The sequence below is a fragment of the Pseudomonas sp. FP1742 genome (assembly GCF_030687145.1).
Taxonomy (GTDB): domain Bacteria; phylum Pseudomonadota; class Gammaproteobacteria; order Pseudomonadales; family Pseudomonadaceae; genus Aquipseudomonas; species Aquipseudomonas frederiksbergensis_D.
In genome coordinates this window covers 4,745,226-4,759,492 of record NZ_CP117460.1, presented here as the reverse complement: position 1 = coordinate 4,759,492, position 14,267 = coordinate 4,745,226, and the positions used below count along the sequence as shown (strand labels likewise).

The window sequence follows — 14,267 nt, the reverse complement described above, 5'->3', positions numbered from 1 at the left end:
GCGAACGCATAAAAAAAACGCCAGGTTTAAGCCTGGCGTTTTTTTATGCGTGAAACAGCGATCAGCTGCGATTACGTTTGGGCAGCACATCCTTGAGCTTGGCATGCATGCTGCGCAAGGTGTTTTCGGTAGCGGTCCAGTCGATGCAGGCATCGGTGATCGACACGCCGTATTGCAGGTCGGCGAGGTCTTTGGGGATTGCCTGGCAGCCCCAGTTCAGGTGGCTTTCGACCATCAGGCCGATGATCGACTGGTTGCCTTCGAGGATCTGGTTGGCGACGTTCTCCATCACCAGCGGTTGCAGGGCCGGGTCCTTGTTGGAGTTGGCGTGGCTGCAATCGACCATGATGTTCGGCTTGATCTTCGCCTTGTTCAGCGCTTGCTCGCAAAGGGCGACGCTGACCGAATCGTAGTTCGGCTTGCCGTTACCGCCGCGCAACACCACGTGACCGTAGGCGTTGCCCTTGGTGGTGACGATCGATACGCCACCTTCCTGGTTGATGCCCAGGAAACGGTGCGGGCTGGAAACCGATTGCAGGGCGTTGATGGCCACCGTCAGGCCGCCATCGGTGCCGTTCTTGAAGCCGACGGCCGAGGACAGGCCAGAGGCCATTTCACGGTGCGTCTGGGATTCGGTGGTGCGCGCGCCGATCGCCGACCAGCTGATCAGGTCCTGCAAGTATTGCGGGGAGATCGGGTCGAGGGCTTCGGTCGCGGTCGGCAGACCCATCTCGGCCAGGTCCAGCAGCAACTGGCGACCGATGTGCAAGCCATCCTGAATCTTGAACGAGTCGTCCAGGTACGGATCGTTGATCAAGCCTTTCCAGCCGACGGTGGTGCGTGGTTTCTCGAAATACACACGCATGACCAGATACAGGGTATCGGACACTTCTGCCGCGAGAACCTTCAGGCGCTCGGCGTATTCGTGGGCAGCCTTGATGTCATGGATCGAGCACGGCCCGATCACGACGAACAGGCGGTGGTCGGTGCCATCAAGAATGTTGCGAATGACTTCGCGACCCTTGGTGACGGTGCGCAGGGCAGCGTCGCTCAGAGGGATATCACGCTTGAGCTGATCGGGAGTGATCAGGGTCTCGTTGGAGGCGACGTTAAGGTCGTTGATCGGTAAATCAGCCATCGTTTACTCGTCAGGTCACGGGTGCCGGCCGCCAGCGAACCCGCGCGGCGGAGCACAGCAAATTAAGCGCGTCGGGGAGCTGAACCTTAGCGCGTTACACCGTGGCTCGACAATGGGCAGACACCGGTTTGGGGGCCATTCTCAATGAGTTTCCCTGATCGGGAGCACCCCTAGCCCACCATCGGCTGTGCAAATGCCTTGCGAACCGTGTCGTGGGAGAACTCGTCGGCGTGCTGCTGGACCCATTCGAGGGCCAGTGTCTGATTGTTCAGCTGTTCGCTTTGGGGTTCATGCTGACGGCAGTAACGCTCGATCTGACAGACCTGCTCACCCATCCGTGCGCAAAACAGCGTCTGTTCATCGACGAAAGCGATCCCCACCAGATAGCCGCGTTTTCGTCGCAGGCACCACGCCACATAGCCCAGGTAACAGACCGTGGTGCTCAGGGTCGGCATGCGCACTTGCAGTGCCGTGCCCCGTCGCCACGCGCGGTGGTAATTGCAAGCCATGCCGCCGAGGCTGATAGTGTGCAGCTCTTGGCGCGAAATACATTCATGTTTGAACAACGTTAATTCGACGGGTACATCGTCAGGATGAGGAAGATAACGTCTCATGAACACGGACTCCCTGTGTCGGCCACTTGACACTGTTTCTCCCAGTATAGTGGTCGAATCGGAACTGACTGATTTCGACGCCGACCAACGGCTGCTGGCGATGGACGGCATTTCACTGGTGATTTTTACCAGTGTCGGTTGCGCCAGTTGCCGTTTTGCCCGCGAGCAATTGCCCAGGCTCGAGCTGGCGGTCGATCGGCTGTGCTGGATCGATGCCGGAAACAATGGCGGGGTGGTCGAGCGTTATCGGGTCTTCCATTTACCGGCGCTGTTTGTGGTGCGCGACGGTGAGTTCTTTGGGGCACTACAGTCGCGCCTGACTCGCACGGCACTCAACGAAGCTGTGGACCAGGCGCTGAATCGACCAGCAGAGGAGTTGCCATGACAGGCACAGTGGCCAGGCCGACAATCGGCATTATCGGCACCGGCGCGATCGGTGGTTTCTACGGGCTGATGCTGGCGCGTGCCGGCTTAGATGTGCATTTTCTGTTGCGCAGTGAATTTTCAGCGGTGGCCGAACGCGGCTTGCATCTGGACCATGCGTCGTTGGGCCCGCTGACCCTGAACCCGGTCCGGGCCTATTCGTCGGCTGCCGACATGCCGCCCTGTGACTGGCTGCTGGTGGGGGCCAAGACCACCAGCAACGCGCAACTGGCACCGGCCATCATTCAAGCCGCAGCATCTGATGCCAAAGTGCTGTTGCTGCAAAATGGCCTGGACGTCGAAGACAGCCTGCGCGAGTTGCTCCCCGATTCGCTGCACCTGCTCGGCGGGCTTTGTCTGATCTGCGTCCATCGCTCCGGCCCCGGTGTCATCACCCATCAAGCGCTCGGTTCGGTGAATGTCGGCTATCACAGCGGTCCCGCCGGCAATGAACAGACGCGCATGAGCATCGTCGAGGAGGGCGCCGGGTTGTTCCGCGCTGCCGGCATCGACGCCCAGGCCATGCCGAACCTGCATCAGGCGCGCTGGCAGAAACTGATCTGGAATATTCCCTACAACGGTCTGTCGGTGCTACTCGGGGCCAGCACCACACCGTTGATGGCGGATGCCGACAGCCGCGCGCTGATTCAGGCGTTGATGGCCGAAGTGGTTCAGGGGGCCAAGGCTTGCGGTCATGACATGCCGCCGGGTTACGCCGATTATCTGTTCATGATGACCGAGAAAATGCCGGACTATTGGCCCAGCATGTACCACGATTTTCTGCATCAGCGGCCGCTGGAACTGGACGCGATCTACACTCGACCACTGGCCGCGGCGAAGGCGGCGGGATGCGAGTTGCCGCGAATCGAGGCCTTGTATCGCAGCTTGAGTTTTATCGACCGGCGTAATCATTGAGTCGGTCAACGAAGGGGGAAGGGCATGGCAAATGGCATAGACGACAAACTGGTGCTGGCGATTTCTTCGCGAGCGCTGTTCGACTTGAGCGAAAGCCACAAGGTCTATCTGTCGAGCGGCGTCGAGGCTTATCGGCAATATCAGATCGAACATGAAGACGAAATTCTCGAGCCCGGCGATGCATTCCCGTTGGTGGAAAAACTCCTGAACCTCAACGCCCGTCTCGGCCGTGCCCGGGTCGAGGTGATTCTGGTGTCGCGCAATAGCGCCGACACGGGCCTGCGGGTTTTCAACTCGATTCATCACTATGGCCTGGCGATCTCCCGTGCGGCATTTGTCGGCGGGCGCAGTCCTTATCCGTACCTCAAGGCCTTTGGGTGCGACCTGTTTCTTTCGACCCATGCCGACGATGTGCGCAGCGCGCTGGATGCCGGTTTCGCCGCAGCGACTATTCTTTCGGGAGGAGCCAGTCGTGCAGCCAGCGATGAATTGCGCATTGCTTTTGACGGTGACGCGGTGCTGTTTTCCGACGAGTCGGAGCGGGTCTATCAGTCGGGAGGCCTTGAGGCGTTTCAGGCCAGCGAGCGTGAGGCGGCCCGCGAGCCTTTGCGTGGTGGACCATTCAAGGGTTTCCTCGCGGCGCTCAACCTTTTGCAGCGCGAGTTTCCCGATGACGCCTGTCCGATCCGCACCGCGCTGGTCACCGCGCGATCGGCACCGGCTCATGAGCGGGTGATTCGCACCTTGCGCGAATGGGATATTCGTCTGGACGAATCGCTGTTCCTTGGCGGTTTGACCAAGTCGGCCTTTCTCGAAGCTTTTGCCGCCGACGTATTTTTTGACGATCAGGCTGGCCATTGCGAACTGGCCCGTGAAGTGGTCGCCACCGGTCATGTGCCCCATGGCATCAGTAACGAGCCGTCGATTTAAAGCCCCGCGGTTCAATGCGTTGCGGCCGGACACCGCACTCGCCACGGCACTGCTAAGCTGAATCAATCTCCGCCATGTTGGCATTCAAGGAGGTCCCAATGATTCATTCGATGCTGTATGCCACCGATCTCGGTCTGTATGCACCTTTTGTGATGCAGCACGCGTTGGCACTGGCTCGAACCTTCAATGCCGACTTGTATGTGGTGCATGCGGTCGAACCCATGGGGTTGTTCGCCGAATCGGTGCTTCAGAGTTACCTCGACGAGCAGGCCTTGAACGAGTTTCACAGTCAGGGCCTGAATACGGTGATTGCCAATATCGAGCAGCGGGTGCTCGACAGCTTTCGCGAAGAGCTGGGGGATGAGGGGGAGCAGGACCTGGAGCGGATCCGGGCGGTGCGGGTGCTGCAGGGCGATCCGTCGCAGGTGATTCTTGACCAGGCGCAGAAACTCTCTGTCGATTTATTGATCGTAGGGAGTCACAGTCACGGCGCAGGGGCAGAGACACCTTTGGGGCGAACCGCCGCGCGAGTGCTGCAACTGGCCAGGGTGCCGGTCTATCTGGTGCCGCTGGTGGAGCGTCGACGCAAAGGGGATCGCTAGAACACGAATAATGGCGTTTTGATAAAAAGTTCTAGATTTATTATTCAAACCATTAATATAGTTATATACCGTCGCTGATGCCCGTGGCGTCTACCTGCTTTGAGGGATTCATATGAAGCTTCAACAATTGCGCTACATCTGGGAAGTGGCGCACCACGACCTCAACGTCTCTGCTACTGCCCAAAGCCTCTACACCTCACAGCCGGGCATCAGCAAACAGATCCGTCTGCTGGAAGACGAATTGGGGGTCGAGGTTTTCGCTCGCAGCGGCAAGCATCTGACCCGCGTGACCCCGGCCGGTGAGCGCATCATCACCACGGCCGGCGAGATCCTGCGCAAAGTTGAAAGCATCAAGCAGATCGCCCAGGAATTCTCCAACGAGAAAAAGGGCACCCTGTCGATCGCCACCACCCACACACAAGCGCGTTATGCGTTGCCGCCGGTGATCAGTAATTTCATCAAGCAATACCCGGACGTTGCCCTGCACATGCACCAGGGGTCGCCCATGCAGATCGCCGAGATGGCCGCTGATGGCACCGTTGATTTCGCCATCGCCACCGAAGCCCTGGAGTTGTTCGGTGATCTGGTGATGATGCCGTGCTACCGCTGGAACCGTTGCGTGGTCGTGCCTCAGGGACACCCGTTGACCAAGCTGTCGAAGCTGACCCTCGAAGCCCTGGCCGAATACCCGATCGTGACTTATGTGTTCGGTTTCACCGGTCGTTCGAAACTCGACGAAGCCTTCAGCCACCGTGGCCTGACACCGAAAGTGGTGTTCACCGCCGCCGACGCCGACGTGATCAAGACTTACGTGCGTCTGGGATTGGGCGTGGGCATCGTGGCGAAAATGGCGGTCGACGCCAAGCTCGATAGCGACCTGGTGGTACTCGATGCCAGCGAGTTGTTCGAATCCAGCATTACCAAAATCGGTTTCCGTCGCGGCACTTTCCTGCGCGGCTTCATGTGCGATTTCATCGAGAAGTTCGCTCCGCACCTGACCCGCGAAGTGATGGCCAAGGCCATTCAGTGTCACAACAAACAGGAACTGGAAGAGCTGTTCGACGGCGTCGAACTGCCGGTCCATTAAGCGTCAACAGACTCTAGATCACCTCGGTGACAGCAAACTGTTGCCGAGCGCCCGCCACCAGAATCTCCACTTCATCCCCTTCGAACTTGCCCAGCAGGCTTTTGCCCAGCGGCGAGCGAGGGGTGATGACAGTAATCAGTTGCCCCACCAGATCCACCTTCAGTCCGGCCGCGTCAGGGGCCAGGAACAGCCATTGTTCGCGACCCTTTTCGTCTTCCAGACCGAGCAGGGCGCCGACTTCGATACCGCGCCGGTCATCATAAGGCCGCAGCGTCAGGTTCTGGCAAAGGGTCAATGCCAGCCTGATTTCCTCCACTCGCCTGGCCTGCCCGGCCGCCAGATAAGACGCCTCCAGCCCCAGGGTGTCGTACTTGTTTTCGGCTATGTTTTCTTCGTGGGTCGCGGTTTCGTAAGCGGTTTGCGCGGCGCGCTCGGCGATGTCGAGATCGATCCGCAGCTTGTCGATAATCAGTTGGTGGACGGTCGGCTTGTGCATAGAGAGCTTCATGATCAATCGCAGAATTGCAGGACGTTGGCGCGGCTTTTTTCGCTCGGCGCGGTCTGGTCCTGTTGCAGCCAGAACTGGCATTTTGGATTGGCCAGATTGTGCTTGCTGCTTCTGGCCTGTTCCACCATTTGCTGCTGATCGTTCCTGCGCAGGTGCTCCTCGTACTGTTCGAACATCGGATTCTGCGGGGCAGGTTGCTCAATCACCGGCGGTTTGGCCAGTTGCTCCACCGCTTGGGCCAAGGGGGCCAATTGCTCGTTGAACAACAGGCGCCAGGCGAGCCAACAGGTCAGTGCGATCGCGATAAATCCCAGCCACAAACCGAGGGCGATGCTACCGGTCAGTTGCAGTGCATTGAGCTGGACCGGCATGGAACGGCGCGGGTGGGGACGGTAGGGCATGACTGCCTCCTGGCGGGTGGTCGCGGGCGAGTGGCGATTGTCGCATGAAGATTAATCGCCGTCGGCTCTTCTGTGCGGGGTAATTTATGCGGACAATCGACGCTTTTGCCAACGGGAACCTGGAATGCCTGAAATGAAAACCCGCTGGGATATTTTTTGCACCGTGGTCGACAACTTCGGCGACATCGGTGTGACCTGGCGCCTGGCCCGCCAACTGGTGGCCGAACATTCAGTGAGGGTGCGCTTGTGGGTCGACGACCTGCGGGCCTTCGAGCGGTTGTGTCCAGAAATCGACATCCACGCCGCGCAACAGTGGCAGCAGGGTGTCGAGGTACGACAGTGGTCAGCGCAATGGCAACCCACCGAAGCCGCTGATGTCGTCATCGCTGCCTTCGCCTGCCAGTTGCCGAGTGCCTACATGGAGGCCATGGCCGAACGGGAAAAGCCGCCGCTGTGGATGAACCTCGATTATCTGAGCGCCGAAGACTGGGTCGTCGGTTGCCACGGCTTGCCGTCGGTGAAGTACAGGAATGTGCAGAAGTTCTTTTTCTTTCCGGGGTTCCGCAAGGGCACCGGTGGCTTGCTGCGCGAAAGCGGCTTGCTGGAGCGGCGTCGACAGTTTCAGCAAAGTCCCCAGGCTCAGCGAGAGTTCCTGCAAGGCCTGGGGGTTGAACGCGCCCCGAATGCACAATTGATCTCGCTGTTCGCCTACGAGAATACCGGGCTGGCCAGTTGGCTCGACGCCATGGCTGCCGACTCGACGCCCACTCATCTGCTGGTGCCTGAAGGGCGGATTCTCGGTGACGTCGAACGCTGGCTGGGAGTGGATGGGCTGACAGCCGGCGCAGTGCATGTGCGCGACGCCCTGACCGTGCAAGTGCTGCCGTTCGTCCGCCAGGATCAATATGACCTGCTGCTGTGGAGCTGCGATTTCAATGCCGTGCGCGGCGAAGATTCCTTTGTTCGCGCGCAATGGGCAGGCCGGCCACTGCTCTGGCATATCTATCAGCAGGACGAAGATATCCACCTGGACAAGCTCGACGCGTTCCTGACCCTGTATACCCAAGGCCTGTCCAAGCCTGCTGGCGAGGCGATCAGCGGTCTATGGCGGGCATGGAACGCAGGTGAGACAATGACCGATCACTGGAAATCAACCCGCAAACACTGGCCGGAACTGGAAAAGCATGCCGAGGCATGGTGTCTGGAACAAGCCTTGCAGGCAGATCTTGCCGCAGCGCTGGTACAGTTTTACCTAAATTGGATATGATACGCGGCCTAGATTTTTGTAAATCCCATCCAAATTCGGATATTCGCAATGAAAACTGGTAAAGAACTGAAACCCGGTATGGTGATCCGTATCGACAACGATCCTTGGCTGGTTCAGAAAGCTGAATTCACCAAGTCGGGTCGTAACAGCGCGATCATGAAGACCAAGCTGAAAAACCTGTTGACCGGTTACAAGACCGAGACCGTTTACAGCGCCGACGACAAACTGGACGACGTAATCCTCGACCGTAAAGAAGCGACCCTGTCCTTCATCAGCGGCGACTCCTACACGTTCATGGACACCACCGACTACACCATGTACGAGCTGAACGCTGAAGACATCGAAGCTGTTCTGCCTTTCGTTGAAGAAGGCATGACCGATGTTTGCGAAGCGATCTTCTTCGAAGAGCGTCTGGTTTCCGTAGAACTGCCGACCACTATCGTGCGTCAGGTTGACTACACCGAAGGTTCCGCTCGCGGTGACACTTCCGGCAAGGTGATGAAGCCTGCCAAACTGAAGAACGGTACCGAGCTGTCGGTTGCTGACTTCATCGAAATCGGCGACATGATCGAGATCGATACCCGCGAAGGCGGTTCCTACAAAGGCCGTGCTAAATAAGCACCGCTTGAGGAATGAAAAAGCCCGACCATTGAGTCGGGCTTTTTTGTGGGCGAAAGATCAAGATCAGTGATTAAACGGTGACATGCAGGCGCACATCGACGTTGCCGCGGGTGGCGTTGGAGTACGGGCAGACCTGGTGGGCGGCGTCGACCAGGCTTTGTGCATCGGCTTGTTCAAGGCCTGGCAGGTTGATGTGCAGGTCGATGTCCAGACCGAAACCGCCGGGGATCTGGCCGATGCCGACATGGGCGGTGATTGATGCGTCGTCCGGGATTTTACGTTTGGTCTGGCTGGCGACGAACTTCAGCGCGCCGATGAAGCAGGCGGAATAGCCGGCGGCGAACAGTTGTTCAGGGTTGGTTGCCGCGCCGCCGGCGCCACCGAGTTCTTTCGGGGTAGCGAGTTTGACGTCGAGGACGTTGTCGCTGGAGATCGCACGACCGTCACGGCCGCCGGTGGAGGTTGCGATTGCGGTGTAGAGAGTTTGCATGGTGAAGGCCTCGTTCGGGTTTTGATTTTTGCGCTAAATGTTTGCGCGCTAAGTAAGTGCGAGATGAATGTAGCTCGCTAATATTTAGTGCGCAAGATTATTTTTTTGAAAAAATTGGCGAGAGTCCGTCGGTCAGTCAAAACGTTGGGGTTGAAAGTGCCGAGATAGAGCTGTCCAGACGGGACAATTCAACGATGAATTTTTTTGAGGAGAGGGCTATCGAAATGGATTTTTGAGAGCACCCAAAAAAACCAATGCGGGAGTGGCAGTGCGGCGATCCGACTTGTTCGCGAAAGCGGTGCATCATTCAGTATCAATGCTGGCTGACAGTCCGCTTTCGCGAGCAAGCCCGCTCCCACATGGGAAGTGTGGTGTTTGGAGATCAGAGGCTGTCTTGCAAGTGGCTACGCAGTTCCTGTAGTTCCGCTTGCAGCTTTTTCAGCTGGTCCAGCGTCTGCCCGCTGGCGCCAAGGATGCATTGCGGAATGTCGCGCGCCTTGTCTCGCAGTGCGCGGCCTTGCTCGGTGAGTTCGACAATCACCACCCGTTCGTCTTCACTGCTGCGAGTGCGGCTCAGCAGGCCTTCGGCTTCCAGGCGCTTGAGCAGCGGGGTGAGGGAACCGGGATCGGTCAGCAGTCGGGTGCTGATTTCGCCGACCGTCAATCCATCCTTTTCCCACAAGACCATCATCGCCAGATACTGCGGATATGTCAGACCCAGCGCTTGCAGCAGCGGCTTATAGACCTTGGTCATCAGTAGCGAGGTGGAATGCAGCGCGAAGCAGACCTGATTGTCCAGCAGCAGGTTGTCGCAGTTGTCCGGGGTGTTGCGCTCGGTGTTCATTTCAAAGCCTTGATCGATGATCGTCATGAATCTAGCGGGCGAATCTTTAATGCGCCAGATAATTCTCGACTAACGGCGCGCCAGGTTGGTTTGCAGTGCCAGATCCCACGGCGGGACGGGACTGAAACGGGTCTTCAGGTATTCGAGCAACAAGCGGCTGCGCGAATTGGGTTGCTGTTCCAGACGCAACGCATAAATGCCGGTGCTTTCCGGTTTTGGCAGGCCGTTTTCGCAGAACAGCGGCAGCAGCTCGCCGCGTAATAAATATTCGCTGGCCAGCCAGGTCGGCAAGTGCGCGATGCCCAGCCCGGCCAGTGCGCCGCACACCAGTGCCTCGGCATTGTTGGCGCTCATGCGGATTCGCGCGGGCCGGTGCAAGTGCATCTGCCCATCCCGCTCGAAGCGCCAGGCGAACGGCGGAGCCAGGCCTTCCCAGTCCAGACCATCGTGCTCGGCCAATTGCCCCGGATCGGTTGGCACGCCACGACGCTGCAAATAATCGGGGCTGGCGCAGGCGATGCGCACCATGCTCGCCAGTGGCGTGGCAACCAGCCGGGTATCGGCCATTTGCCCGGCACGCAACACCAGATCGACCTTGCCCAGATTCGAGCCCTGCATGTCGACAAAGCTGTCGATCAGGTGCAATTGCACGTCAAGGCCGGGGTAAAGCGTCAGAAAGTCAGCAATCACTGGTGCCAGGTGTCGTCGTCCAAACGCTGCCGGTGCATCGACCCGAATCAGGCCTTCCGGCGCATTGCTCAGGGACACCGCTTCCGCCCGGGCCAGTTGCAGCTCCGCAACGATCCGTCGCGCGCGCTCGGCAAACGCCAATCCGGCCGGGGTCGCCCGCACCGCGTGGGTGCTGCGAATGAACAATTGGCTGCCGACTGCGTTTTCCAGGCTGTCGATGCGTCGCGCCACCGCCGACGGCGTCAGGGGATGACGGCGGGAAGCGGCGGAAAAACTGCCGCTTTCCAGCACATCCAGAAACAGGCCGAGCTGTTCGGTCAATTGATTGGGGTTCATGGTTTGTCAGCGCTTGTGCGAATTTGGCACAGCCATTGTGCGTTGCTGTGCGTTTCCCCGCCAGAGCCGACTGCGTAGGATGAACGGCCTGACAAGAGGAAATCGCCTGTGATTGAGTTTGTGATGTATCTGGTTTTTGGCGCTGCCCTGGGCACTCTCGGCGGGCTTTTCGGCATTGGTGGCGGGTTGATTGCGATCCCGCTGCTGGGCGTGTGGTTCGGTCTCGATCAGCAGATTGCCCAAGGCACGGCGCTGGTGATGGTGGTGCCGAACGTGATGCTGGCGCTGTGGCGCTATCACCAGCGCAATCGCATCGAATTGCGCCATGCGCTGCCACTGGCGTCGATGGGGTTCTGTTTCGCCTGGATCGGTTCGATCTGGGCGGTGGGTGTTGATGCGCAAACCATGCGGGTGGGCTTCGTTGCGTTCCTGGTCGCACTGTCGGCCTACAACTTGATGCGAATGTTCACCGCCACTGCGCCGGCTTCTTCGCAGATGCATTATTCATGGCCATGGCTGGGCGTGCTCGGCGCGGCTTCCGGGACCATGGGGGGGCTGTTTGGCGTGGGCGGGGCGGTGGTGGCAACGCCGGTGTTGACCAGCCTGTTCGGTACCAGCCAAGTGGTCGCCCAAGGCTTGTCGCTGGCGCTGGCATTGCCGAGCACAGGCGTCACCTTGGCGACGTATGCGGTGCATCATCAGGTCAACTGGACGATCGGTGTGCCGTTGGCGGTCGGTGGATTGATGAGCATCAGTTGGGGCGTGAGAATTGCCCACGCATTGCCGGAGCGTCTCCTGCGCGGGCTGTTCTGTGGTTTTCTGGTGTGCTGTGCGGTGATGCTCGCGTTTAAAGTTTGAAGCCTTCGACGATGTGCTCGGCCAGGCATTCGGTGATCGGCGAAGGGTTATTCAGGTTGCGGATCAGCATGATGCTGCCTTCCGGCAGCAAGGGCAGGCCCTGATCGGCGCCGAGGATGCGCATATCCGGCGTGATCAGGCTTTCCAGTTGCGCGGTGATGGCCAGGCCCGCGCTGACCACTGCCATTAATGCCGACAGACTGGAGCTGTTGTAGGCAATGCGGTAATCGCGGCCCATGGCGTCCAGGGCATTGCACGCCCAGGCGCGGCAGAAACAATCACTGTTGAACATCGCCAGCGGCAACGGTGTTTGCTCGTGGGCGTTGAAGCATTGGGCCTCGGCCCAGACAAAACGCTCCTTGCGCAACAATTGGCCGATCTCGTTACCCGGCTCGCGGGTGACGATGGACAGGTCCAGGTCCTGGCGCTGCAACAGTTGCCGGGTCGATTCGCAGTGAACCTCGATCTGGATCAGCGGGTAGAACTGCGCGAAGCGCGACAGGATGCCCGGTAGAAAGCGCATGACGTAATCGTCGGGTGTGCCGATGCGCACCGTACCGACCATGTGCGGCTCGCGCAGGGTATTGAAGACTTCGCTGTGGAGTTTGAGGATGCGCCGCGCATAGCCCAGCAATACCTGGCCTTCGGCGGTCAACTTGACCTGACGTCCGTCGCGTTCGAACAACTGGCGCTGCAACACATCCTCTTCGAGGCGCTTCATCTGCATGCTCACCGCGGACTGGGTGCGGTTGACCATTTCACCGGCGCGGGTAAAGCCGCCCTGGTCGGCGATCGCGACGAAGGTGCGCAGGACATCTGTGTCGATACTGGGGTAAGCGGACATTCATCAATCTCCGAGATGCATTCCATCAGAAACATTCGTTGGATTGATCTTATCGCTGGAGCGAGACTGGATCCATCCCTAAAGGAGGGCTACACGATGAAAGGTCACAACGAGCATGTAACGCAAGAAAAATTCTCAATCCACGCGGTATCCGATCTGCTGCACAAGTTTAGTCGCTGGTATGAACTTCACCGTGAACGTGAAATGCTGGCGGGCCTGAGCGACGAAGCACTGAAGGACATCGGCGTGACCCGTGCGGATGTGGAACATGAGGTAGTAAGACCGTTCTGGGATGATCCGATGCATAAATGATGATGCCATTGCTACACCAACCACTTTCGGGTGAGGTAGGTTGCGAGCAGACAAGGAGATGCTCATGCCCGCCACACAGTCCTTTTCCCTCAAACAGGCTCGGCGTCTGGCGCTGGCTGCCCAAGGATTCAACGGGCGCCAGCCGCCGGCGGCGATCAAACCGGTTCAGCTCAACCGGCTGATCGAGCGCCTGGGCGTTCTGCAAATCGATTCGGTCAATGCGTTGGTGCGTTCGCACTACCTTCCCTTGTTTTCCCGTCTTGGCAATTACTCATCCGACTTGCTCGATCAGGCTGCCTGGAGTCAGGGCCGTCGGCGCACGTTATTTGAGTATTGGGGCCACGAAGCATCGTTGCTGCCCTTGTCGATGTACCCGTTGATGCGCTGGCGTATGCAGCGCGCGGCCCGGGGTGAAGATATCTATCAGCAACTGGCGCGTTTCGGTCGTGAAAAGCAGGACACGATTCGCCGCGTTTTAGCGTCGGTTCAGGAGCTCGGTGCGTTGGGGGCAGGCAGCTTGTCGACCCGTCAGGAACGTGCAGGGCCATGGTGGGACTGGAGCGTCGAAAAGCATGCCCTGGAATGGTTGTTTGCCGCCGGTGAAGTGACCGTAGCGGGCCGGCGCGGGTTTGAACGGCTTTATGATTTGCCGGAGCGGGTGATTCCTTCGCAGATTCTTCGCCAACCCCTGCTCAGTGAGGCTGAGGCCCAGCGCGGGCTATTGCTGCATGCCGCCACGGCGTTGGGCGTCGGGACGGAAAAGGACTTGCGCGATTATTTTCGCTTGAGCCCGGCAGACAGCCGGTCGCGTCTGGCTGAACTGGTCGAGGACGGGGCTCTACTGCTCTGTGAGGTTGAGGGCTGGCGGCAACCGGCTTATTGCCTGGCCGAGCCGAAGGTGCCGCGCAAGGTTGAGGCCAGCGCGCTGCTTTCGCCGTTTGATTCGCTGATCTGGGAGCGCAGCCGTACCGAGCGATTGTTCGATTTTCGTTATCGGCTGGAGATTTATACGCCGCAGCACAAGCGGGTCTATGGCTATTACGTATTGCCGTTTTTGCACAATGAGCGGATTGCTGCGCGGGTCGACTTGCGGGCCGAACGGGCGTCGGGCCGGTTGGCGGTGCATGCCGTGCATGAGGAAGAGCCGGGGCTGGATGAGGCGGGGATGTTGGCGTTGGCGGTCAATCTGCGGCGGATGGCGGACTGGTTGGGGCTTGAGCAGGTTCAGCTGAATTGCCCGCGGGCGAGTGCGGCGCGGTTGCGGGTGGCGTTGGCTCAATTCAGTGTTGTTTGAACTGACGCCTTCGCGAGCAAGCCGGCTCCCACAGGGGGCGTGCCAGACACATGATTTGTGAACGACACGGTCATTGTGGGAGCGGGCTTGCCC

18 protein-coding genes are annotated in these 14,267 nt (G+C 59.1%); 10 read left to right on the top strand and 8 right to left on the bottom strand.

Translation table 11 applies throughout. The features are described 5' to 3' along the window. Positions 1–61: 61 nt before the first annotated feature. Both PSH64_RS21535 and PSH64_RS21530 read right to left on the bottom strand, forming a co-directional pair. Entirely contained in the window at positions 62–1,138 is a 1,077-nt protein-coding gene (locus tag PSH64_RS21535) for a 3-deoxy-7-phosphoheptulonate synthase (protein ID WP_038982203.1), read from the bottom strand. A gap of 170 nt (positions 1,139–1,308) precedes the next feature. Then, the gene (locus tag PSH64_RS21530; RefSeq protein ID WP_105343253.1) at positions 1,309–1,752 is read right to left on the bottom strand and encodes a PilZ domain-containing protein; all 444 of its coding nucleotides are present in this window, start codon (positions 1,750–1,752) and stop codon (positions 1,309–1,311) included. Between PSH64_RS21530 and PSH64_RS21525 the strand changes: the two genes are divergently transcribed. The 5 genes from PSH64_RS21525 (at position 1,751) to cysB (ending at position 5,709) form a co-directional block, all read left to right on the top strand. Next, the gene (locus PSH64_RS21525; protein WP_105343255.1) at positions 1,751–2,137 is read left to right on the top strand and encodes a co-chaperone YbbN; all 387 of its coding nucleotides are present in this window, start codon (positions 1,751–1,753) and stop codon (positions 2,135–2,137) included. The two genes, PSH64_RS21530 and PSH64_RS21525, sit on opposite strands and share 2 nt — an antisense overlap. Then, on the top strand, positions 2,134–3,090 hold the full coding sequence (locus tag PSH64_RS21520; RefSeq protein ID WP_305478614.1) for a putative 2-dehydropantoate 2-reductase: 957 nt from the start codon (positions 2,134–2,136) through the stop codon (positions 3,088–3,090). Before PSH64_RS21525 ends, PSH64_RS21520 begins: the two co-directional genes overlap by 4 nt. Positions 3,091–3,114: 24 nt before the next feature. Next, a complete protein-coding gene (locus PSH64_RS21515; protein WP_105343260.1) occupies positions 3,115–4,020 on the top strand; it encodes a 5'-nucleotidase in 906 nt (301 codons plus the stop codon). A gap of 98 nt (positions 4,021–4,118) precedes the next feature. Then, a complete protein-coding gene (locus tag PSH64_RS21510; protein WP_105343263.1) occupies positions 4,119–4,622 on the top strand; it encodes a universal stress protein in 504 nt (167 codons plus the stop codon). A gap of 112 nt (positions 4,623–4,734) precedes the next feature. Further along, positions 4,735–5,709 (top strand): HTH-type transcriptional regulator CysB, encoded by a 975-nt coding sequence (cysB, locus tag PSH64_RS21505; RefSeq protein WP_105343266.1) that lies wholly within the window; start codon positions 4,735–4,737, stop codon positions 5,707–5,709. Positions 5,710–5,722: 13 nt separating this feature from the next. Here the strand turns inward: cysB and PSH64_RS21500 are convergent, their stop codons facing one another. Both PSH64_RS21500 and PSH64_RS21495 read right to left on the bottom strand, forming a co-directional pair. Next, positions 5,723–6,205, bottom strand: a complete 483-nt coding sequence (locus PSH64_RS21500) for a GreA/GreB family elongation factor (RefSeq protein ID WP_105343269.1) — start codon at positions 6,203–6,205, stop codon at positions 5,723–5,725. A 14-nt stretch (positions 6,206–6,219) separates the two neighbouring features. Further along, positions 6,220–6,618: a hypothetical protein gene (locus tag PSH64_RS21495; protein WP_105343271.1), complete on the bottom strand. Its 399-nt coding sequence runs from the start codon at positions 6,616–6,618 to the stop codon at positions 6,220–6,222. Between the two features lie 124 nt (positions 6,619–6,742). On the opposite strand from PSH64_RS21495, the gene earP reads away from it, so the two are divergent. Together earP and PSH64_RS21485 are read left to right on the top strand one after the other, a co-directional pair. After that, positions 6,743–7,885 (top strand): elongation factor P maturation arginine rhamnosyltransferase EarP, encoded by a 1,143-nt coding sequence (gene earP / locus PSH64_RS21490; protein WP_105343273.1) that lies wholly within the window; start codon positions 6,743–6,745, stop codon positions 7,883–7,885. Positions 7,886–7,933: 48 nt separating this feature from the next. After that, positions 7,934–8,503, top strand: a complete 570-nt coding sequence (locus tag PSH64_RS21485) for an elongation factor P (RefSeq protein ID WP_007940000.1) — start codon at positions 7,934–7,936, stop codon at positions 8,501–8,503. A gap of 73 nt (positions 8,504–8,576) precedes the next feature. Here the strand turns inward: PSH64_RS21485 and PSH64_RS21480 are convergent, their stop codons facing one another. From PSH64_RS21480 to PSH64_RS21470, 3 genes are all read right to left on the bottom strand, one after another. Then, entirely contained in the window at positions 8,577–8,996 is a 420-nt protein-coding gene (locus PSH64_RS21480; protein WP_105343275.1) for an organic hydroperoxide resistance protein, read from the bottom strand. Between the two features lie 382 nt (positions 8,997–9,378). Next, entirely contained in the window at positions 9,379–9,840 is a 462-nt protein-coding gene (locus PSH64_RS21475) for a MarR family winged helix-turn-helix transcriptional regulator (protein ID WP_305481196.1), read from the bottom strand. 69 nt (positions 9,841–9,909) lie between these two features. Then, positions 9,910–10,866 carry a LysR family transcriptional regulator gene (locus PSH64_RS21470; protein WP_305478606.1) on the bottom strand — a complete coding sequence of 319 codons (957 nt, stop codon included), beginning with the start codon at positions 10,864–10,866 and terminating at the stop codon, positions 9,910–9,912. Positions 10,867–10,989: 123 nt separating this feature from the next. Here PSH64_RS21470 and PSH64_RS21465 point away from each other — a divergent pair, with 123 nt between their 5' ends. Beyond that, entirely contained in the window at positions 10,990–11,724 is a 735-nt protein-coding gene (locus PSH64_RS21465) for a sulfite exporter TauE/SafE family protein (RefSeq protein WP_105343278.1), read from the top strand. Here the strand turns inward: PSH64_RS21465 and PSH64_RS21460 are convergent. Continuing rightward, the gene (locus tag PSH64_RS21460) at positions 11,714–12,568 is read right to left on the bottom strand and encodes a LysR substrate-binding domain-containing protein (protein ID WP_105343280.1); all 855 of its coding nucleotides are present in this window, start codon (positions 12,566–12,568) and stop codon (positions 11,714–11,716) included. The two genes, PSH64_RS21465 and PSH64_RS21460, sit on opposite strands and share 11 nt — an antisense overlap. Before the next feature lie 96 nt (positions 12,569–12,664). Here PSH64_RS21460 and PSH64_RS21455 point away from each other — a divergent pair, with 96 nt between their 5' ends. Together PSH64_RS21455 and PSH64_RS21450 are read left to right on the top strand one after the other, a co-directional pair. Next, on the top strand, positions 12,665–12,880 hold the full coding sequence (locus PSH64_RS21455) for a DUF1127 domain-containing protein (protein WP_105343284.1): 216 nt from the start codon (positions 12,665–12,667) through the stop codon (positions 12,878–12,880). Positions 12,881–12,944: 64 nt separating this feature from the next. Next, entirely contained in the window at positions 12,945–14,174 is a 1,230-nt protein-coding gene (locus PSH64_RS21450; RefSeq protein WP_105343287.1) for a winged helix-turn-helix domain-containing protein, read from the top strand. Positions 14,175–14,267: the final 93 nt, after the last annotated feature.

Bases quoted from the DNA above. Each gene is read 5' to 3' on its own strand.
- PSH64_RS21535 (WP_038982203.1), bottom strand. From the start codon at position 1,138: ATGGCTGATTTACCGATCAACGACCTTAACGTCGCCTCCAACGAGACC.
- PSH64_RS21525 (WP_105343255.1), top strand. From the start codon at position 1,751: ATGAACACGGACTCCCTGTGTCGGCCACTTGACACTGTTTCTCCCAGT.
- PSH64_RS21530 (WP_105343253.1), bottom strand. From the start codon at position 1,752: ATGAGACGTTATCTTCCTCATCCTGACGATGTACCCGTCGAATTAACG.
- PSH64_RS21520 (WP_305478614.1), top strand. From the start codon at position 2,134: ATGACAGGCACAGTGGCCAGGCCGACAATCGGCATTATCGGCACCGGC.
- PSH64_RS21515 (WP_105343260.1), top strand. From the start codon at position 3,115: ATGGCAAATGGCATAGACGACAAACTGGTGCTGGCGATTTCTTCGCGA.
- PSH64_RS21510 (WP_105343263.1), top strand. From the start codon at position 4,119: ATGATTCATTCGATGCTGTATGCCACCGATCTCGGTCTGTATGCACCT.
- cysB (WP_105343266.1), top strand. From the start codon at position 4,735: ATGAAGCTTCAACAATTGCGCTACATCTGGGAAGTGGCGCACCACGAC.
- PSH64_RS21500 (WP_105343269.1), bottom strand. From the start codon at position 6,205: ATGCACAAGCCGACCGTCCACCAACTGATTATCGACAAGCTGCGGATC.
- PSH64_RS21495 (WP_105343271.1), bottom strand. From the start codon at position 6,618: ATGCCCTACCGTCCCCACCCGCGCCGTTCCATGCCGGTCCAGCTCAAT.
- earP (WP_105343273.1), top strand. From the start codon at position 6,743: ATGCCTGAAATGAAAACCCGCTGGGATATTTTTTGCACCGTGGTCGAC.
- PSH64_RS21485 (WP_007940000.1), top strand. From the start codon at position 7,934: ATGAAAACTGGTAAAGAACTGAAACCCGGTATGGTGATCCGTATCGAC.
- PSH64_RS21480 (WP_105343275.1), bottom strand. From the start codon at position 8,996: ATGCAAACTCTCTACACCGCAATCGCAACCTCCACCGGCGGCCGTGAC.
- PSH64_RS21475 (WP_305481196.1), bottom strand. From the start codon at position 9,840: ATGAACACCGAGCGCAACACCCCGGACAACTGCGACAACCTGCTGCTG.
- PSH64_RS21470 (WP_305478606.1), bottom strand. From the start codon at position 10,866: ATGAACCCCAATCAATTGACCGAACAGCTCGGCCTGTTTCTGGATGTG.
- PSH64_RS21465 (WP_105343278.1), top strand. From the start codon at position 10,990: ATGTATCTGGTTTTTGGCGCTGCCCTGGGCACTCTCGGCGGGCTTTTC.
- PSH64_RS21460 (WP_105343280.1), bottom strand. From the start codon at position 12,568: ATGTCCGCTTACCCCAGTATCGACACAGATGTCCTGCGCACCTTCGTC.
- PSH64_RS21455 (WP_105343284.1), top strand. From the start codon at position 12,665: ATGAAAGGTCACAACGAGCATGTAACGCAAGAAAAATTCTCAATCCAC.
- PSH64_RS21450 (WP_105343287.1), top strand. From the start codon at position 12,945: ATGCCCGCCACACAGTCCTTTTCCCTCAAACAGGCTCGGCGTCTGGCG.